General features: G+C 33.7%; 20 protein-coding genes, 1 pseudogene and 2 other annotated features. Of the genes and pseudogenes, 15 read left to right on the forward strand and 6 right to left on the reverse strand.

What is annotated here, in order from left to right; all coding sequences use genetic code 11:
* Positions 1-87: 87 nt before the first annotated feature.
* Positions 88-567: a hypothetical protein gene (locus tag NSQ69_RS10895; protein WP_002065155.1), complete on the reverse strand. Its 480-nt coding sequence runs from the start codon at positions 565-567 to the stop codon at positions 88-90.
* 251 nt (positions 568-818) lie between these two features.
* Positions 819-1,030 (forward strand) — a binding site (T-box leader).
* Positions 1,031-1,135: 105 nt separating this feature from the next.
* Between NSQ69_RS10895 and aspS the strand changes: the two genes are divergently transcribed.
* The 3 genes and pseudogenes from aspS to NSQ69_RS10910 all read left to right on the forward strand — a co-directional run bounded on the left by aspS (position 1,136) and on the right by NSQ69_RS10910 (position 5,198).
* Positions 1,136-2,434, forward strand: coding sequence for an aspartate--tRNA(Asn) ligase (aspS, locus tag NSQ69_RS10900; RefSeq protein WP_033730154.1), 1,299 nt, complete (start codon positions 1,136-1,138; stop codon positions 2,432-2,434).
* A 168-nt stretch (positions 2,435-2,602) separates the two neighbouring features.
* Positions 2,603-2,851, forward strand: a binding site (T-box leader).
* 116 nt (positions 2,852-2,967) lie between these two features.
* Positions 2,968-4,308, forward strand: coding sequence for a sodium-dependent transporter (locus tag NSQ69_RS10905; protein WP_078203235.1), 1,341 nt, complete (start codon positions 2,968-2,970; stop codon positions 4,306-4,308).
* Positions 4,309-4,344: 36 nt separating this feature from the next.
* A pseudogene (locus NSQ69_RS10910) lies at positions 4,345-5,198 on the forward strand (alpha/beta fold hydrolase).
* Positions 5,199-5,237: 39 nt separating this feature from the next.
* Here NSQ69_RS10910 and NSQ69_RS10915 read toward each other — a convergent pair.
* Positions 5,238-5,813, reverse strand: a complete 576-nt coding sequence (locus tag NSQ69_RS10915; protein ID WP_002127181.1) for a nucleotidyltransferase family protein — start codon at positions 5,811-5,813, stop codon at positions 5,238-5,240.
* Positions 5,814-5,837: 24 nt separating this feature from the next.
* Positions 5,838-6,635 carry a lipid II flippase family protein gene (locus tag NSQ69_RS10920; protein WP_078203237.1) on the reverse strand — a complete coding sequence of 266 codons (798 nt, stop codon included), beginning with the start codon at positions 6,633-6,635 and terminating at the stop codon, positions 5,838-5,840.
* 191 nt (positions 6,636-6,826) lie between these two features.
* On the opposite strand from NSQ69_RS10920, the gene NSQ69_RS10925 reads away from it, so the two are divergent.
* The 6 genes from NSQ69_RS10925 to NSQ69_RS10950 all read left to right on the forward strand — a co-directional run bounded on the left by NSQ69_RS10925 (position 6,827) and on the right by NSQ69_RS10950 (position 12,270).
* A complete protein-coding gene (locus tag NSQ69_RS10925) occupies positions 6,827-7,492 on the forward strand; it encodes an HAD family hydrolase (RefSeq protein ID WP_016126864.1) in 666 nt (221 codons plus the stop codon).
* A 204-nt stretch (positions 7,493-7,696) separates the two neighbouring features.
* Positions 7,697-9,136: a GntP family permease gene (locus NSQ69_RS10930; protein ID WP_002127185.1), complete on the forward strand. Its 1,440-nt coding sequence runs from the start codon at positions 7,697-7,699 to the stop codon at positions 9,134-9,136.
* Between the two features lie 87 nt (positions 9,137-9,223).
* Entirely contained in the window at positions 9,224-10,426 is a 1,203-nt protein-coding gene (locus tag NSQ69_RS10935; RefSeq protein ID WP_002168486.1) for an iron-containing alcohol dehydrogenase, read from the forward strand.
* Positions 10,427-10,573: 147 nt separating this feature from the next.
* On the forward strand, positions 10,574-11,272 hold the full coding sequence (locus NSQ69_RS10940) for an aspartate/glutamate racemase family protein (RefSeq protein ID WP_002127187.1): 699 nt from the start codon (positions 10,574-10,576) through the stop codon (positions 11,270-11,272).
* Positions 11,273-11,359: 87 nt separating this feature from the next.
* On the forward strand, positions 11,360-11,833 hold the full coding sequence (locus NSQ69_RS10945) for an SAM-dependent methyltransferase (protein WP_002127188.1): 474 nt from the start codon (positions 11,360-11,362) through the stop codon (positions 11,831-11,833).
* Positions 11,830-12,270 carry a GNAT family N-acetyltransferase gene (locus NSQ69_RS10950; protein ID WP_033708121.1) on the forward strand — a complete coding sequence of 147 codons (441 nt, stop codon included), beginning with the start codon at positions 11,830-11,832 and terminating at the stop codon, positions 12,268-12,270. Before NSQ69_RS10945 ends, NSQ69_RS10950 begins: the two co-directional genes overlap by 4 nt.
* Positions 12,271-12,326: 56 nt before the next feature.
* On the opposite strand, the gene NSQ69_RS10955 is transcribed toward NSQ69_RS10950, so the two are convergent.
* Positions 12,327-12,854 (reverse strand): HAD-IIIA family hydrolase, encoded by a 528-nt coding sequence (locus NSQ69_RS10955; RefSeq protein WP_002127190.1) that lies wholly within the window; start codon positions 12,852-12,854, stop codon positions 12,327-12,329.
* A 29-nt stretch (positions 12,855-12,883) separates the two neighbouring features.
* On the reverse strand, positions 12,884-13,315 hold the full coding sequence (locus NSQ69_RS10960; RefSeq protein ID WP_033730150.1) for a GNAT family N-acetyltransferase: 432 nt from the start codon (positions 13,313-13,315) through the stop codon (positions 12,884-12,886).
* A 153-nt stretch (positions 13,316-13,468) separates the two neighbouring features.
* On the opposite strand from NSQ69_RS10960, the gene NSQ69_RS10965 reads away from it, so the two are divergent.
* The 6 genes from NSQ69_RS10965 to NSQ69_RS10990 all read left to right on the forward strand — a co-directional run bounded on the left by NSQ69_RS10965 (position 13,469) and on the right by NSQ69_RS10990 (position 18,315).
* Positions 13,469-14,179, forward strand: a complete 711-nt coding sequence (locus tag NSQ69_RS10965) for an ABC transporter ATP-binding protein (RefSeq protein WP_033730148.1) — start codon at positions 13,469-13,471, stop codon at positions 14,177-14,179.
* On the forward strand, positions 14,172-15,371 hold the full coding sequence (locus NSQ69_RS10970; protein ID WP_033730146.1) for an ABC transporter permease: 1,200 nt from the start codon (positions 14,172-14,174) through the stop codon (positions 15,369-15,371). The genes NSQ69_RS10965 and NSQ69_RS10970 overlap by 8 nt, the downstream gene beginning before the upstream one ends.
* 282 nt (positions 15,372-15,653) lie before the next feature.
* Positions 15,654-16,241 carry a YpjP family protein gene (locus NSQ69_RS10975; protein ID WP_002127196.1) on the forward strand — a complete coding sequence of 196 codons (588 nt, stop codon included), beginning with the start codon at positions 15,654-15,656 and terminating at the stop codon, positions 16,239-16,241.
* A gap of 106 nt (positions 16,242-16,347) precedes the next feature.
* Positions 16,348-16,983 carry an HAD family hydrolase gene (locus NSQ69_RS10980; protein ID WP_033730144.1) on the forward strand — a complete coding sequence of 212 codons (636 nt, stop codon included), beginning with the start codon at positions 16,348-16,350 and terminating at the stop codon, positions 16,981-16,983.
* Position 16,984: 1 nt separating this feature from the next.
* Positions 16,985-17,371 (forward strand): VOC family protein, encoded by a 387-nt coding sequence (locus NSQ69_RS10985; RefSeq protein ID WP_001094650.1) that lies wholly within the window; start codon positions 16,985-16,987, stop codon positions 17,369-17,371.
* 11 nt (positions 17,372-17,382) lie between these two features.
* Positions 17,383-18,315 carry an aminoglycoside phosphotransferase family protein gene (locus tag NSQ69_RS10990; protein ID WP_002127198.1) on the forward strand — a complete coding sequence of 311 codons (933 nt, stop codon included), beginning with the start codon at positions 17,383-17,385 and terminating at the stop codon, positions 18,313-18,315.
* Positions 18,316-18,366: 51 nt separating this feature from the next.
* Here NSQ69_RS10990 and NSQ69_RS10995 read toward each other — a convergent pair whose 3' ends face one another.
* The gene (locus NSQ69_RS10995; protein ID WP_033730139.1) at positions 18,367-19,821 is read right to left on the reverse strand and encodes a serine hydrolase; all 1,455 of its coding nucleotides are present in this window, start codon (positions 19,819-19,821) and stop codon (positions 18,367-18,369) included.
* Between the last annotated feature and the right edge of the window lie 137 nt (positions 19,822-19,958).

Consider the following 19,958-nt stretch of genomic DNA (forward strand, 5'->3'; position numbering starts at 1 on the left):
TAAAAGCCACGACTTTTTTATTTGCTTAAGAAAACTGGTACTAGAAAATTTATTGGTAGCGGTAATAATGTATATATACCGATAAGTTCACTTTACTGCTTCTTTAAAAACAAAATGCTCTTTAAATTTTCTAGATTCAACTTTTTGACCGTTTCTCATGGAGCGGAAAGGATGTTCTTGCCACGTAATGATCACGTCAACCTTATCCGCTTTTGTAGAAACTGGAAAATTAGCGTGTTCAAATCCAGTTTTACCGCCCGCTAGACGACTTTCTTTTAGGGAAAAGAGTTCATATTTTGTTTTCGTATTTGGTTCATTCCGAAAAACTTCAACTTGTACATTATACACTTCACTTTTTCCAAGATTTTTTACAGAGAAATGATATGTTTGAAATACACCTTTTTTTGGTTGTAACAATTTTTCACTCGTTCTTTTTACTTCATCAATATTTACTTGCCATTGATCAGAATTTTGAGAGATTGGTAAAGATTTTGGTGAATAGGCATATGCTTCATTAACTACAACTAAGCATAATAATAGGAGAAAGAAACTAATTGTTTTTTTCATATGTACACCTCCGATAAAACTTTAATAATAATATGCGTGGGAAATGCGTAAAATATGTAATAAAATAGGAAAACTTCAATTGAAAGAATTTGAGAAGGATAAAACATTTCTAAGCTGTCAAATGATAATTGTATAGAGTTCAATGTTCATATTACATACCTTTAGAAGGGGTCTGTTTAGTGAGAAATCGCAATATTTTTCTAAAAAGGCTTGCGTTTTATAAAATAAAAAGATAGAATACTCTGTAAATACAAAAAGTGATGATTAGGAAAAGTACATGATGCAAGGGTCTACAGAGAGCAATCGATTGCTGGGAAGATTGCGATACCGCATGATGGAAAGACACCTGTGAGTGTTGCTTTGAACGTGATAATTAGTAAAAGCAAACGGTACCTACCGTTATCAGGGCTAAGATGGTCATTATGACAATTTGGGTGGTACCGCGGAAAAATCCGTCCCTATTTATAGGGGCGGATTTTTGTATTCTTTGAAAGGAGGTGAGTGACCGTGGATGACGACGATGACAACAATAATGTAAATAAAAATAAAACTATTGGAGGGAAATGTAATGGATCAAATAATGAAGCGTTCACTCACACGAGAATGTACGGAACATGGCGGGAAGGTTGTATTACTACAAGGATGGGTAAAAAAGATTCGTCATCTAGGGAATGTTAGTTTTTTATTATTAAGAGACCGAACGGGAGTTATTCAATGTGTATTAGAAAACGAGTTAGCCGGATACAAAGTTGATGTTGAAAGTGTGGTCCAAATAATTGGAGAAATAGTAGAGACACCGAAAACAGAATTAGGTGTTGAAATACTTGCGCGTGAAGTGAAAGTATTAAATGGTGCAGAGCCACTTCCATTTGAGATAAATAAAAAGAAGCTACAAGTTGGCTTAGATCAACTGTTGAATGAGCGGGTATTATCATTAAGGCATGAGCGAATCGCGGCGGTTTTTAAAGTGAAATCTACACTCGTTCAAAGTTTTAGTGAATTCCTAATAGAGAACGATTTCACACGTATATTTACTCCGAAAATTGTCTCGCAAGGGGCAGAAGGAGGAGCGAATGTTTTTAAGCTTCCATATTTCCAAAAAGAAGCGTATTTAGCTCAATCACCACAGTTTTATAAACAAATGATGGTAGCGGGAGGACTCGAACGTGTTTTTGAAATTGCTCCTGTGTACCGGGCTGAACATCATAACTCGTCACGACATTTAAATGAATATATATCGTTAGACGTAGAACTTGGATTTATTCATGATTTTCATGAAGTAATGCAATTAGAAACGGATGTTTTACGATATATGTTTCAACAAGTAGCAAAAAACTGTGAAAAAGAATTACAACTACTACAAATAGAAGTACCTGTCATTACAGAAATTCCTAAAATCACATTGGCAGAAGCGCAAGAAATTTTGAAAATGAAGTATCGGAAAGAATCTCCTGAAGGGGATTTAGATACAGAAGGTGAAAAGTTACTAGGGAAATATGTGAAAGAAACATATAATAGTGAATTTGTATTCATTACACATTATCCGAAAGAAGCGAGACCGATGTATACGATACCGAATAAAGAAAATCCAACTATTACTGATTCATTCGATTTATTATATAAAGGATTAGAAATTACATCAGGTGCACAGCGAATTCATAACTATGATATGTTACTTGCTTCTTTTAAAGAAAAAGGATTACATCCAGAGAAATTTCAATCTTATTTAAATACATTCCGATACGGTTGTCCACCACATGGTGGTTTTGGGATAGGATTAGAAAGGGTTGTATATAAACTTTTAGAGTTAACAAATGTCCGAGAGGCGAGTGCTTTTCCGAGAGATTGTACACGTCTTATACCATAAAAAAGCATCCTCGCGATTATCGCGAAGATGCTTTTTTACTGTTCTTTCATTTTTACATTGAAAGTTTATAAAAATCCTTTTCGACAAAAAAATAATATATCCCTTGACAGTTATAAATATAACCGATATACTTCATATTAATTTCAAAAGAAAATATATTCTAAATATTAAAATGTGTTGAATAGGAGTAGTAAGGTCATGTATTTGTGCAGAGAGCTATGGGTTGGTGCGACATAGTCAAATGACATCCTGAACTCGCCTAGGAGCAGTAAGGTGGAACGGAATCACATTCTTAGTAAATCTTAACGGTTAACCTTCGATATTAGGTTTGTAATCAAACGATTACTACTAAGGTGGATTCATAATGGAATCAATAAGGGTGGTACCGCGTTAAGTAAATGGCTTAGCGTCTCTTTATATAGAGACGTTGGGCCATTTTTTTATTTTATAGAAAAAGAAATGGAGGTTTTATTCAGATTGATCAATAATATTTATTTATTAATATAAAATGATTTTAACAGGAGGAAAATAGGATGAAACAGACGGAGCAATGGACTTCGAAATTAGGTTTTATAATGGCAGCAGCAGGATCAGCAATTGGACTTGGCGCAATATGGAAATTTCCTTATATCGCTGGGAAGAGCGGGGGAGGAGCATTCTTTTTAATTTTTATATTATTTACTGTATTAATTGGACTACCGCTACTTATAGCTGAATTTATGATTGGACGCAGTACACAGAAACAAGCAGTTGGAGCATTTAAAAGTATCGCACCAAATACAGGATGGCACTGGATTGGACGTCTTGGCGTTGGAACTTGTTTTATATTACTTTCATTTTATAGTGTTGTAGGTGGATGGGTACTAATTTATTTATTCAGAGGAGTAACTGGACAACTTATTACTCCGGGACAAAATTACGGTTCGTTATTTACTGAAACAATTGGAAATCCGCTTTGGGCTATTACTGGACATTTCGCTTTTATGTTCATTACGATATGGGTTGTATCAAAAGGTGTACAAAATGGAATTGAAAAAGCAAGTAAATATATGCTACCAGCATTGTTCGTTTTATTTGTCGCTCTTATTATTCGTTCATTAACACTGGATAATGCGATGCAAGGCGTGAAGTTTTTCTTACAACCAGATTTCTCGAAGATTACTTCAGAAAGTATTTTATTCGCAATGGGCCAATCATTCTTTGCGATTAGTATAGGGATTTCGATTATGGTTACGTATAGCTCGTATTTAAATAAAAAAGAAAGTTTACCAAAATCAGCAATAACAATTGTTGGATTGAATTTATTCGTCTCTTTATTTGCAGGTCTTGCCATTTTTCCAGCAGTATTTTCGTTAGGCATGGAGCCGACAGAAGGGCCAGGCTTACTATTTATCGTATTACCATCTGTATTTAGTCAAATTCCATTAGGAGGATTGTTCTTAACGGTATTTCTTGCGCTATTTACATTTGCGACATTAACATCGGCATTTTCTCTACTAGAGACGGTAGTTTCAGCATTAGCAAATGGTGAACAAGAAAGAAGAGCTAAACTATCATGGATCATCGGGTTCTGCATTTTCCTAACAGGTATACCATCTGCCTTATCATTTGGAGTATGGAGTGATATTACGATTTTTGGGAAGAATATTTTTGATGCAGTAGACTTCTTATCTAGTAATATATTAATGCCACTTGGAGCGCTATTTATTAGTATTTTCGTGTCATTCAAAATGGAAAAGAAAGTACTAGAAGCAGAATTTTTTGTCGGTGGAAATTACGGAAAGAAAGTATTTACTTGCTGGGCATTTTTACTTCGGTTTGTAGCACCACTTGCAATAATTATTGTCTTTTTAAATGTAATAGGAATTATTTAACAATAAATGTTAAGATATTCAGTAAAAAAGAAGGTGATGATTATAAAGGCGAATTTGATGGAAACAGGGAAATACATGAACATTAGAGGGAAAAAGCTATACGTTGAAACACATGGAAGTCCTAAAAATAAACCAGTATTATTTTTACACGGTGGTCCAGGTGAAAGCTGTTATGATTTTTCATTTCATCAAGCGGAACGATTAAAAGATTCCTTATATGTAATTATGATAGATCAAAGAGGAGTTTGTCGATCAGAAGGAATTACTGAGGAAGAATCTTTTGGATTAAATGATTTAGTTGAAGACTGTGAGGAAATAAGAAAACTACTACAAATTGAGAAATGGTCTGTAATCGGGCACTCTTTCGGTGGATATGTAGCATTGTTATATGCAAGGGCGTATCCAAATTCAATAGAGAAAATAATATTTGAAGGTCCGACTTTCGATTTTGCATTAACAAGTAGGGCTCTATTACAAAGGACAGGAACGTTATTAACAAAGTATGGAAAAGAAGAAGTAGCATAAGATTAAGCGATGAATTAGAAGAAAAAAGAATGGAGATTTATGAAAATAAGGAGTTTAAAACTGACTATAGTTTATATAGTGATGAAGAGTGGGAAGAATTTTCAAAGCGTTCCGAAATCCATTTTGATAGATTAAAAGCAGAAAGAGCATTTCATACGTCATTATTATCAAAAATAAAAGATGTAGAAAATCCAATGTTATTAATTGTAGGAAAATATGATGTAGTAACGTGTGAAAAACAAATTGAAACATTTAATAAAGATGCTCGAAATGGGAAGCATATCATATTCGAAGAGAGTGGCTATACACCACATTATGAGGAAGCTGATCGATTTGCTGAAACAGTCATTCATTTTTTGAACTAAAAAAGAAAGAGCGCTTCGTATAATGCGAAGCGCTCTATTTTAAATTTCTGGATAAGTGATTGTAATATTAGGCCATTTACTTTGCCATTTCTTTTGATTAACTCTTTTGTTGTACATATGTATTCGTTCTTTCGTTTCAAGAAAATGAAGTGTAGGTTTCACTTGTAATGAAAGTACATCTTCAATTCCACATGGAGCTGTTAATATGACATTGTTTTGCTCGTCAAGCGTAACTCCTAAAGCGGTTGCTGTTTCAGGAAATTTAGAAATAGCATCAACAGAAGAAGAGTATGGTGGCATTCCATTCACTACATGCATGCGAGTTTGATTTTTTACTGACCAAGGGATAGAGGCATCCATATTCGCCAGCTTCTGTTTTAATGATTGTTCGTACGCCTCATCTTTATGTAATGGATCATAATAAATGACATCGACATCTGGCGTAGCCGTTCTTACTTCGTAGTTATGTAAAGTATCCCAAATTTTAGAACGGACAAACCCAGCGCAAATCCACCAATCAGGTAGCTCTAGTGATTTTGCCAATTGTAATACATTCATCATCCATTCGTCGTTTTCTATTAAGTGAATTAAATCTTGCTCTGTTTTTATATTCATTGATAAATACACCTTCCTAGTAGATTAATGCATCAGCTCAATAATCCATAAAATCCAGTGAGCACCTGGTACAAATAAAAGTTGTGCTAATAAGGTGCCGAGAAGTCTAGAAATCATTAGCCAACCATACATTTTACTCATAGATTCAGCGCCATTTTCTGATTGTAAAGCACGTTCTGTCAAAAGTGCTATACGTGGATCGAGTAACACTGTTAATAAAATTGTAGCAAAACCATTCACAAGGCCAGAAGCTGTACTTGCATTTGTTGCGTAATCTGGATTTAGAAAAGAAGCATAAAGGGCAGAAAGAACACCTGCTGTATAAATTGCAGTAGCAAACATGTTAATAAGCATAATACGCTTTGGGATACCACCGATACGCAATCTATGAATCATTTCAAATCTTGGAAAGCGCACATATTTTTTTGTGTACTTTAATTTTTGAATGTTATTTGTTTTCATCATTCGAATGAAAGAACCATCTGTTTCAAAGTTTTGAATGACATATCCAAATAGTTTTGTCAAAGTTGGATAAAGAATAATCGCAAGTAATGTACCGATGGAAGCTGATAATAGTACAAGTCGTATAGTATACTCTAAATTAATAGAAACATCTTGTTTTGCGTCATCGACAATCCCGCCAATTAAAAAGGCTTGTAGTAAATTTGACGTTCTTGAAATAAGTAATACCATTCCTACGACAGATAAGGCAACGACAATCTTTTTTAAACGAACACCAGCTAATCGAATACTATAAGAACTAGTTTCGACTGCGTGGATGACAATTGTGAAAGCCATTATAAAAATTAATGTAATTGACATTTGTTTCACCAGTTTCTATTGAATTAATTGTAACTTTTTTACTTTATCATATCTATCCGTATTTTGTAACTGAAACTATGTAACATAGAAAAAGTAATTTTTCGAAAAATAAATAATGATAGTATAGTAGAGGTAGAGTAGTAAAAAACCTTCAGTATTACATGTAAAGTAGGATGAGTGGGGGATTAAATATGTATACAACATTTTTATTTGATTTAGATGGAACAGTAACGGATCCTAAAAAGGGGATTGTAAATTCAGTTTTGTACGCGTTAGAAAAGGTTGGAATTGAAGAATTACATGTAAGTGAGTTAGATTCATTTATTGGTCCTCCTATTCAGCAATCATTCGTAGAGAGATATAATATGAATGAAGGAGAAGTTGAACGAGCTGTTTTTTATTTCAGGGAGTATTTAAAGCAACGTGGGTTGTTGGAGAATAGTGTATACGAGGGTATTCCAAATCTCCTAAAACAATTAAAAGATACCGGAAATCGTTTATTTATAGCTACTTCAAAGCCTACTATTTTTGCTAGACAAGTAATAGAGCATTTTCAACTAACGAATTATTTTGAAGATATCATTGGAAGTAATTTAAATGGAACGAGAATAAAAAAAGAAGAAATAATTGCTCATATTTTACAACAAAATGAAGGACTTAATAAAGAGGAAGTTGTCATGATTGGAGATAGAAAGCACGATATAATAGGTGCAAATCATAATGGAATTGCTTCAATTGGTGTTTTATATGGCTATGGTAGTGAAAATGAGTTGATTGAAGTTAGTGTGACTCATATAGCGAAGGATATAGAAGAACTACACCATTTTTGTATAGAAAATGGTTTAATAAAAAAATAAAAATAGAGACTAACAATCCCTTTATAACGTATGACGATGAAATCGTTTTTGTTTAAAGGGATTTTTCATATGTAATCGAATATGTATAATTAGACATTTTAGTATGAAAAATTTGTATGAATTAGAGGAGGGATGTCAGAAATGAAAGATTAGTAGAAGTTTATCAATAAAAGATTGAATTTTCAGTTTAAAGGAGGGGTATAATTGGAGCTAGTTATTATATTATTAGCACTTAGCTTACTTATGTTTGTAGCGTATAGAGGGTTTTCTGTTATTTTATTTGCACCGATTTTTGCATTATTTGCGGTATTTTTGACAGAACCTAGTTTTGTATTACCTTTCTTTTCTAATATTTTTATGGAGAAAATGGTAGGGTTTATTAAACTATATTTCCCGGTGTTTTTACTTGGAGCAATTTTTGGGAAAGTAGTAGAAATGTCAGGAATTGCTGATTCTATTGCAAAGACGATTGTAGAGTTGGTTGGAGAAAAACGTACGATTTTAGCGATTGTTTTAATGGGTGCTATTTTAACGTATAGTGGTGTTAGTGTATATGTAGTGGTATTTGCTATATTTCCGTTTGCAGCTAAGCTTTTTCGACAAGCTAATATTCCAAAGCGCTTAATACCTGGAACGATTGTCCTTGGAGCAGTAACGTTTACAATGGATGCGCTTCCTGGATCACCACAAATTCAAAATGTAATACCTACAACATTTTTTAAAACGGACATTTATGCTGCACCGATACTTGGTATTGTAGGGGCAATTTTTGTTCTCACGTTAGGTTTATTATATTTAGAGAGTAGGCGTAAGAAGGCAAAAGCAGCAGGTGAAGGGTATTTTGGTTTTAACAATGGGAATACTGAAATGGCAGCATCTTTGGAATTAGAGCAGAAAGAAATACCGCTGTTAAATAGTTTAGAAATTACGAGGGCACAACAACTTATTGCTTTTATACCACTTATTTTAGTAGGTGTAATGAATAAAGTGTTTACTATTATGATACCGAAGTGGTATCCGAACGGTTTTGACTTTTCAGCAATTGGTATGAAAGCATTTGGAAAAGTAGAATTGAGTGCGGTAGTTGGAATATGGTCTGTAGAATTGGCACTTATAATAGGAATTTTAACAACTCTTTTATTATATTGGAAACGGGTAGTAACAGGATTTCAAGCTGGATTGAATACAAGTATTGGTGGTGCGCTACTTGCAACAATGAATACAGGAGCAGAATTTGGTTTTGGTGGTGTCATTGCAGCACTTCCAGGCTTTGCAATTATGAGAGACGGCATTTCTGCAACGTTCACAAATCCTTTAGTGAATGGAGCGGTAACGACGAATATTTTAGCCGGTATTACAGGTTCTGCATCAGGAGGAATGGGGATTGTTTTAAGTGCGATGGGGGATAAATTTATTGCAGCAGCCAATCAATTTGATATTCCATTAGAAGTTATGCACCGTATCGTATCAATGGCATCAGGAGGAATGGATACATTACCACATAACGGGGCTATTATTACTATTCTTACAGTAACAGGTTTAACACATAAACAGTCATATAAAGATATATTTGCTATTACAGTTTTGAAAACGCTTGCTGTGTTTTTAGTTATCGCATTCTATACTATTACAGGAATTTATTAATAATAGATACTATATGAATTGTAAAGATTTATTTCGTTGATATTTTATAAACTAAAACATTAATAAGGGGAAGAAGGGGTGGAGTACTTGCAAGAAGTTGCTGAGTTTCGTATGCCGAAGTCGGTACTATATGGAAGAAATTCGATTGAAAAGCTGGGGGAACAATCAAAGAAGTTTGGGAAAAGAGCTTTTATAGTTACTGATACAATTATGGAGAAATTAGGGTATGTTGAAAGGTGCATAAAACAGCTAAATAAGAAAGGTATTACTGTTATTACATATAACAAAGTGAATGCTGAGCCTACAAATTTACACGTATTAGAAGCGTTAACGATTTGTAAAGAAGGAAAGTGTGATTTTATTATCGGTATTGGTGGTGGAAGTTGTATTGATGCTGCGAAAGCAGTAGCGGTGTTACATACTAATGGTGGAGCAATTGAATATTACGTCCAAAAAGATGTTGAAATAGAAAATGATCCACTACCACTCATTGCAATTCCAACAACTTCAGGTACTGGGTCAGAAGTAACAAGTGTAGCAGTAATTACGAATAAAAAAACAGATGTAAAAATGATGATGAAGCATCCGAGTTTTACCCCGCAAGTAGCGATTATTGACCCGATATTAACAAGTTCGGTACCACCTCATATTACGGCAGCGACAGGTATAGATGCATTATGCCATGCAATTGAAGCATATATTTCTAAATTTTCACAACCACTTACAGATGTACTTGCTCTTTCGGCTATTGAAAGTATTATGAAATATTTACGTATTGCATATGAAGATGGAGATAATATGGAAGCAAGGGAAGCAATGATGATCGCTTCATTACAAGCTGGAATTGCATTCTCAAATGCATCAGTTACGTTAGTTCATGGTATGTCAAGGCCAGTAGGTGCACTATTTCATGTACCGCATGGTATATCGAACGCCATACTATTACCTACAGTTTTAGAGTTCACAAAAACAAGTGCAGTGAAAAGGTTAGCCGAGATTGGACGCAATTTAAACAAAGATCTCTACTCATATTCTGAGGAAGAAGTAGCGAATTACACGCTTGCTGAAATAAAGAAACTTTGTTTCGATCTTCGTATTCCAAATTTAAAAGAATATGGAATTGATGAAATTGAGTTTGAAAATGCTATTTCAAAAATGGCCTCGGATGCAATTGAAAGTGGTAGCCCAGGAAATAATCCACGAGTTCCTTCTTATAATGAAATTAAACAGTTGTATCGACAATGTTTTAATTATCAATATGAAGATTCTATAAAAACATTAGGGAATTAATTTCAGAATATTCCCATAAAATTTCCTTGGAAATATAGTTAAAACAAGACTTTATATTATAAAATTAAAGTCTTGTTTTATTGTGTATAATATACATAATAAAACATTGTTATTAGTTTGGAAAAAAGTTTAGGTAGGTGTGTTAATATGAAAACGATAGGGCTTATAGGTGGTATGAGTTGGGAATCGACTTCAGAATATTATCGAATTTTAAATGAAGAGATAAAAAGTAGATTAGGAGGATTACACTCAGCAAAATGTTTGATTAATAGTGTGGATTTTGAAGAGATTGAACGATTCCAGTCTAACGGGGATTGGGATGGAGCAGGGGAAGTATTAGGGAATGCGGCGTATTCATTGCAGAAGGGAGGAGCAGATTTTATAATCATTTGCACAAATACAATGCATAAAGTAGTGGAGAAAATAAAAGAGAATATTAACATCCCCGTATTACATATTGCTGATACTACTGCAAAAGAAATTAAAAGAAAAGGTATTCAAACGATTGGTCTACTTGGAACAAAATATACAATGGAGCAAGATTTCTATAAGTCACGTATAGAAGAGAATAATATAAAAGTAATAGTGCCAGTAGAAAAAAATAGAGAAAAAATAAATGAAATAATTTATACAGAATTATGTTTAGGAAAAATAACATCACAATCTAGAGAGTATTATAAAAGAGTCATAGAAGAGCTAGTGCAAAAAGGAGCACAGGGCATAATTTTAGGTTGTACAGAAATAGGATTATTAATAAAGCAGGAAGACGTATTAGTTCCGATATTTGATACAACTTTTATACATGCAATGGAAGCAGTAAATGTGGCTCTAGAAAATAGATTATAATTATATTATGTAAACTTAGTTCATGTATCTGGAAAACATTCAGAAAATATTTTATAATGTAAGTGGTTACATTTAAGGGGGATGCGTATGTTTTCAGTTCAACCAATCGCATTTGTACATAATGAAAGAAAGGAAATAAAAGATGACGAATGGGGAGAAGTAAGATCCTGTATTACTTTAACTGAATTGTATACAGAGGAAAGTATACAAGGGATTGAAGATTTTTCTCATATTGAAGTTGTTTTTTATTTTCATAAAGTAACGGATGAACAAATTCAATATGTTGCTAGACATCCTAGAAATAATAAGGATTATCCTAAAGTAGGCATTTTTGCACAGCGCGGGAAAAATCGCCCGAATCGCTTAGGTGTAACAATTGTAAAAGTGATAAAAAGAGACGGTAAATCAATTATTGTTGAGGGATTAGACGCTATTGATGGCACCCCTATATTGGATATAAAGCCAATAATGAAAGAGTTTATGCCGAAAGAAGAAATACAACAGCCTAAATGGGTAACGGATATAATGAGACAGTATTGGAAGGGGAATGGAGTAAAATGAGAATATATGAGGCAACAATTGCAGATTTAGATGGACTAGCATCAGTTTTTAATAACTATCGTATGTTTTACCGACAAGATTCCGATTTAGAAGGTGCAAAAGTATTTTTACGAAATCGTATCGAGAGAAAAGAATCCGTTATTTTCGTAGCAGTTGAAGACGGTGAATATATTGGATTCACGCAACTATATCCATCATTTTCTTCCATTTCAATGAAAGAATTATGGATTTTAAATGATCTGTTTGTACAGGCAGCGAAGCGCGGATCTGGAACAGGTAAAAAATTATTAGAAGCTGCTAAAAAATTCGCATTAGAAAATGGCGCAAAAGGTGTAAAATTACAAACAGAGATTGATAATTTATCAGCACAGCGATTATACGCTGAAAATGGTTATTTAAGAGATAATCGTTATTTCCATTATGAATTAACATTTTAAAAAATGTAAGATTAAAAGAGACGTTTTCAAAATGAAAACGTCTCTTTTAAATTGTTTTATAGTTGATTTAAAACCCAGTTTGTTGCATCTTCAAAGTTTTCTGCAATGTAGTTTGGCTCAATATGTGCCCAGTTGTCTCGGTACGTATGTAAAGCATCGTATCCAGCGCCTGTTCGAACTAATATCGTTGTCGCATTCACTTTTGCTCCTGCCACAATATCAGTCCAGCGATCACCAACTACAGCACATTCTGTTAAATCAAGCCCATGTTTTTCCGCTGCTTTAAGAAGCATGCCTGTACTTGGTTTACGGCATTCACAACCATCCCCGTGTTTATGAGGACAAACGTAAATATCATCAAAACCGAAACCTTCTAATTCTTGTACAAAATCAGCTACAGTCGCTATTCCATCCGCGATACCTGGTTGATTTGTGAAAGAGAAAATTTTTATATTTTGAGCTTTTAGTTTTTGCAGAGCTGCTTTTGTAAAGGGGAATAATGTAAAAGATCCAGGATAATGTATTGTAGTGTCGCCGCCAATTGTACCGTCACGATCAATGAAAATTGCTTTAATGTTTGTCATAGTTATAGTCCCTTCAATTAAAAAGTAGTTTAAAAATGTTTTACAAATCGATATCCATTTACTTCATAACCTAATTTTTTGTAAAAAGGATGTGCTTCCACTCTTTTTGTTCCGCTAACTAGCCATGTTCCGATGCAATTATGCTTCTTTGCTAACTGTTCTGCATAATTCATTAACACTTGTCCAATGCCTTTCCGCCGTATTGTGGAATCGACGCTAATAATTGAAATTTCTCCATAACGAGTTACATCTTCTAAATTTTCGCGTATACGAAACCCAAGTAATCCAAATATAGTTTCTTCTTCCTCATAAACATATAAAAAATCAAAAGGACTCATGTGTATGAATTGCAATCGGTTGTTCATATCTTCATAGGAAATAGAGGAACCTTTTAATTCTTTTGTTAAAGAACAAAGTGTATCTATATCATCTATCATCGCTTCACGAATTTGAAAAGGCATAGTATTCACTCCAATAAAATGTAATCAAACATTTAATATTCTGTTAAAAAATGTTTTTTCCTGCTATGAAAATAAATATTTTATAATGATATATAGATAGCTATATGTTATTCTTTTCCTTGATTGTATTGGAAATGGAAAGAAGGGGAATGTATGTTGAAGGTGAATATCCACTCAGCTGGATATGAAATAGGTGAAAAAACAATTCATGATATTGCTTTTTCAATTGAAAAAGGTGAATTAGTTGCTCTTATTGGCGCAAATGGCGCCGGGAAAAGTACGACGATTAAAACGATGCTAGGCTTACTTGTAAATATGAATGGTGAAATATCATTTGGTGAAAAGAAAAACCCGTATGCATATGTGCCGGAACATCCAACATATTATGATTATTTGACGCTCTGGGAACATATTGAATTATTAATGGCTGCTCGTGAGAATGAAGTAGGAAGCTGGGAAAGGGAAGCTGAAGAATTATTACATATGTTTCGAATGGATAAGCATAAGCATGAGTATTTATCAAAGTTTTCAAAAGGTATGAAACAAAAATCGATGCTTATATTGGCGTTTTTAACTAAGCCAGATTTTTATATAATTGACGAACCTTTTATCGGATTAGATCCAGTAGCTACGAAAGAGTTTTTAAGTTATTTATATAAAGAAAAAGAGCGCGGAGCAGGAATTTTACTTTGTACGCACGTATTGGATACTGCTGAAAGAATTTGCGAAAGATTTTTGCTCATTTCACAAGGTACATTAGTTGCAGATGGACATTTAGAGTCTATTCAAACGTTAGCAGAAATGCCAGGGAGTTCATTATTAGACTGTTTTGATGTAATCGTAAGGCGTGAACAGCATGATTAAAAAACAATTTTATAAAAGATTACGCCATGAACTCCAGCGGAAATGGAAGTCCATACGTTCGGTAACAGATTGGACAGTTGCGTTATATATAATTATTCCAGCACTTATATTTATGGGAATCTATTATCGATCACTATGGACGGAAACATTATCGATGGAAGAGACTGTGTATTTCGGATTAGGTTTACTCGCATTTTATCTTGTAACATATTCGAGAGGTGTACGCTCGTTTTTTGAACAAGCAGATAGCTTATTTTTAATTTCGTATCCAACTCATATGCGAAAATTAATTCAGTATGGCATGATATATACATTTATTCGAATAGCGATAACGAATGTAATGGTAGTAGTTGTTATGTTACCAGTGTTAATGAAAAGTATCGGAGCGACAAAGATACAAATCGTATTATTTTGGACATTCTTTACTGTATTTCGATTTATGTTGTCGTTGTTGACGAGATTTATACATATACGTGTCGGGAAACGATGGGTTTTATGGATTATAAAAAATGTAATATTTTCTATGAACTTATCCTTTTTTGGAATGAGTCTATTTTTCACTTATAAAAATCCATTTTATTTAATACTATTTATCGGTTTAGCAGTTTTCCTAGCTATAGTATTAGTAAAAGTAAAGATGAATTATAAAAATTTCTTTTTTAAAGAAGTTGAGAAAGAAAAAGAAGAAAGTATGCGTTGGACGAGCGGTATTATGCAAGTCGGTGGCCATGCTGCTAAGCCGAGCAGTTCGAATAAAAAACCGTGGATGTTTCCACATTCTAAAAGACTTTTAGGGAAAAAAGCTGATTCGCGTATCGTTGAATCTTTTTTGAAAGAATTTTTCCGTACAAGTAGTGCACGAATATTTTATATTCAAATTGTATGTATAAGCACGGTAAGTATTATGATGAGTCCGAGGTGGATTGCAGCTATTATCCTCGTATTTACGTTAGTTGCAATTTCTCGTTATGCACGCGATTATTGGAATGAATTTACGAAAAAAATGTTTCTACATTTATATTGTGATGAAGGCAAATTACTATTGTTAAGATGGAAGGCAGATCGCTATTTATTACTTCCAGTAATACTTTTGTATGGAATAGTTATACTTTCTCATTTTTATTTATTACCAGCTGTAATTGCCGGGATTATTTTTATAGTATGGATTGGTTGGATTGTATTTTTACCATAGAAAAAGAGCCGGAAATGGCTCTTTTTCTAGTCTGTAACACACTGATAAATAAAATATACTAAAAGGAGTATGCTTGCGGCGGAGTACACGACATCTAAAGTCATCTGATCGCCTCCTCATTGCTGTTGTATTTATAGTGTATGAAATCTTACAATTTCATATTCAAGTGAAAAATATGTGAACGTTAACAAAATTGTAAAGTGCAAAAATTACAATCATTTTGTATAATAGAAGAAACAACCGTTATATAAAATATAATGAGTGAAAGGGGAGGGAACATAAATGCCAAATTGGTTTAGAAAAACCTTAGTCGCATTAATTACCGTATTTACATTTGGTTTAGTGACGCCTCCTTCCATATTGCTTGATAATGCCAAAGCTGCGGACAAGCCTACGAGCACAGCTGGGCAACAAAATTTGGAAAGTACGTCCTATACATATGAAGAAGCGAATGACAGGTTAACCACCGATACTTTTATTACTTATGCAATGCAAGAAGCAGAGAAGCAGTCGATGCAAAAGTTTGGAACTAAAATTGGTCCAGTAATTGAAGATGAGTTTAAAGATGTAATATTACCGAAAATTGAAGAGGCAATTGCTGAGCTTGCCAATGATGTACCGGAGGAGTCGTTACAATCATTATCGATTTCTCAGAAACCAGCTGGTGGAAATAATGAAAAGATTTTTCACGTTTACGATACGAAATCTGGAAATGACTTACTACGATTTCATGTAAGAAGAGATCATCCACCGCAAGATGGTTATTATTTCAATTTCCACTATCATCGTTTTGATGATGGATACTCTGGACATCATGAATTAGGAAATATTTATTGGAATACGAATGTACCGCCAAAATGGCTTTCTTAAAAAGAACAAGAGAAAATCTTGTTCTTTTTTATGTTGATAAAAGGGTAAGACAACTATGTTGTTGAATAACATATGTTTAGGAAAAAGAAGCAAAGGGAGTATGGGAATGCAAAAATACATTGTTTTTGACTTTGACGGCACATTAGTAGATTCACAAAATATATTTGTACCAATTTATAACCAACTAGCTGAAAAACATGGGTATAAAACAGTAAGGGAAGAAGGAATTGAGCATTTACGTAAATTAACGATGCCAGAGAGATGTAAACAACTCGATGTACCACTGTATAAACTACCGATATTGGCGTTAGAGTTTTATAAATTATATCAACCAGCTATAAAAGATCTCGTTTTGTTCCATGGGATGAAGGATGTATTAGATGAATTACATAAAAAGGGCTACGGGATTGCGGTTATATCATCGAACTCAGAAGAACATATTCGAGCGTTTTTACACAATAATGGTATAGAAAATATTCAAGAAGTATATTGCTCTAAAAATTTGTTCGGTAAAGATAAAATGATAAAAAGGTTTTTAAAATCGAAAAAGCTAACAGAACAAGATATGTTATACGTTGGTGATGAACAGCGAGACGTAGTAGCGTGTAAAAAGGCTGGTGTGAATGTAATTTGGGTATCTTGGGGATATGATGTCATTGAAACAGTAGAAAAAGATGCACCAGATTATATGGTTCATACGCCTATGGAAATTGTACAAGTCGTACAGGGGGCACATTCTTAATATGAATACACTTCGAGCAGGTATTCATCATATTGAATTTTGGGTCGCGAATTTAGAGGAGTCTATTTCTTTTTATGATAAATTGTTTTTGATAATTGGATGGAGAAAGTTAAATGAAGTAGCATATAGTACGGGAGAAAGTGAAATATATTTTAAAGAGGTGGACGGGGAAATTGTAAGGACTTTAGGGCCTAGACATATTTGTTACCAAGCTATTCGTAGAGAAGTAGTTGATGAAGTAGCAGATTTTCTTGCTAGTACAAAAGTGAAGGTAATACGTGGTCCGATAGAAATGAGTCATTATTCGGACGGATACTATACTATTGATTTTTACGATCCGAATGGATTTATTATAGAAGTAGCGTATACACCAAATGTAGAAATGTAAGGGGAATAAACATGAAGACAATTACAGCACGGCAAAGCAATATACAAATAGTAAAAGATGCAGCAAATATTGAAGAAATCTCTAAAGGTTTCTCTCCTGATAAAAAATATATAATTACGACTATTGAAGATGAAAAGTATTTGTTACGGACAGGCGATATAAAAGAGTTTGAAAGAAAGAAAATAGAGTTTCAAATTTTAAATGAAATGCAAAAACGTAGTGTGCAAGCACAAAAGCCAATTGAAATGGGTTTGTTGGAAGAAGAAGGTTTATGCTACGGTGTTTTTTCGTATATAGAAGGAGAAGATGCGAAGAAGCTATTGCCTACGTATTCACCAAAAGAACAATATAATATTGGTATAGAGGCAGGAAAAGATTTAGCAAAAATGCATACATATGAAGCTCCTAAGGATATATTTCCATGGTATGAAAGAGCAATGAAAAAACACCGGAAATATTTAGTGGCATATAAAACATGTGGAATAAAAATAAAAAATGATGATAAAATCATAAAGTTTATAGATGATAATGAAATGTATTTACAAAACCGCCCAAATCGATTTCAACACGATGATTTTCATTTAGAAAATATAATTGTGCGGGATGGGAAATATGTAGGTGTTGTTGATTTTAATGGATACGACTGGGGCGATCCACTTCATGATTTCGTGAAAATTGCACTATTTGCAAGGGACATTAGTATTCCGTATTCAATTGGACAAATAGAAGGATACTTTAATGGTAGAATACCAGAGGAGTTTTGGAAATTATATGCGGTGTACGTTGGCATGACAGTTTTCTCATCAGTTGTCTGGTCCTTACGAGCAGCACCGCATATGTTAGATGATACGTTAGAACGTCTTACTATAGTTTTAAAGGATCATAAAAACTTTGAATTATCGAAGCCGATTTGGTTTGATAGTGAAATGATAAATGAAGAATAGGAAAAGTAGGTGTGTTATCTCACACCTACTTTTTTATTATTAAAATAATTATTAAATTTTCTTAAATGTAAGCGGCTGAGTACTTAACGTAGCTGGTACATGTAACTGAAGGGATGGGAATTCACCACTCACACTCATTTCATAAGCGAATAATAAACTCATTTTCATTTGGAATAACTCAACTTCTGCGGAGAAGATGTCGTAATGATGATGCCCTAATTGAATATCCATCTCCATAAATTGTACATTTAACGAATCATCTCGCTTGTATATTTGTAATGTTCCGTATGCAGGATGTTCAAAAGTACCAGTATAATCCTCTAACTTGTGAGAAGGTGTAGTTCCTTTAATTTGTTCAGGAAGTGATTCAGTTGCTTCTTTCATCATTTCCTTCATTTTTTCAGTATCTTCTACAGCACGTTTATGCCAATCAATGGATTCTAATTCAAGTAGTTCATCATAAATTTGATTAGCGAGATAAGTAGGAAGTAATGTGCCTCCAGCATTTGTTAAAATGACAAGGCCTATGTTTTCATTTGGTATGAATGAAACGAGCGCTGAAAATCCATCAATATTACCGCCATGATGAACCACCTTATTACCACGATAAGCGCTAATAAACCAACCAAGTCCGTAACTATTTAATGGAGATTCGGGAAGTGATAAAATCGGTTGATCTGGAATTGAATTGTGTGGTGTATACATTTGTTGTAATAATTCAGAGGAGATTAATTCATGATCTCCAAACTTTCCTTCGTTTAAGTGAAGAAGTACCCAATTTGCCATATCTTCAATTGTAGAATTAATACATCCAGCAGCGCCGACTGTATCGATGTTACGGAATGGAACTTCTTTTATTTCATCTTCATTTTCAATGTAAGGTAAAGCATAATCATCTGTAGTTTGTGAATCTGTAACAGAGAAATTTGTATGTCTCATATTTAAAGGTTCTAAAATATGTTCTGTAGCGTATTGCTCCCATGTTTGATTTGTAATGTTTTCAACAATGTAGCTAATTGTTGCATACATTAAGTTGTTATAAAGAAATGCTGTGCGGAACGGTGCATCAAGTTGTAAATGTTTTATTTTTTCAACGAGATCTTTTCGAGATAAGGAAGAGCTGTACCAAAGAGCCTCATGACGACTTACCCCAGTACGATGGGAAGCCAAATCTCGTCCTGTAACTTGTGAGCTAGCAAGTAGTTCAGATAAAGAGAAGTTAGGTATATAAGACTGGACAGGAGTATCCCAATTAAACTTTTTTTGCTGTGCCAACAAGCTTAATGAAAGTGTGCCAAAAGCTTTCGTTGAGGAACCGATTGCGAACCGAGTACTCGGTGTAACAGGTTCTTTTGTTACTATATTTCGATATCCGAAACCTTCTGAAAGAATAACTTCACCGTCTTTTATAACAGCTACAGCAGCACCAGGAACGTTTAAATCCTTCATCATTTTTTCAACCGTTGTTTGTAACGAAGTCATAACAGGAGTTTCAATTTTAGACATACTTCTAACCTCCAAATATAAATTTTGTCCTACCGCACTATACTTTCGGTAATAGAAAATGAAAACCTTTTTAAATATGGAAAGTTAATAATTTTGTAAGAATTACTGAAATAATTTTTATTTATCAAGATTATTAA

This window comes from Bacillus sp. FSL R10-2201 (genome assembly GCF_038008665.1).
Lineage (GTDB): Bacteria > Bacillota > Bacilli > Bacillales > Bacillaceae_G > Bacillus_A > Bacillus_A mycoides.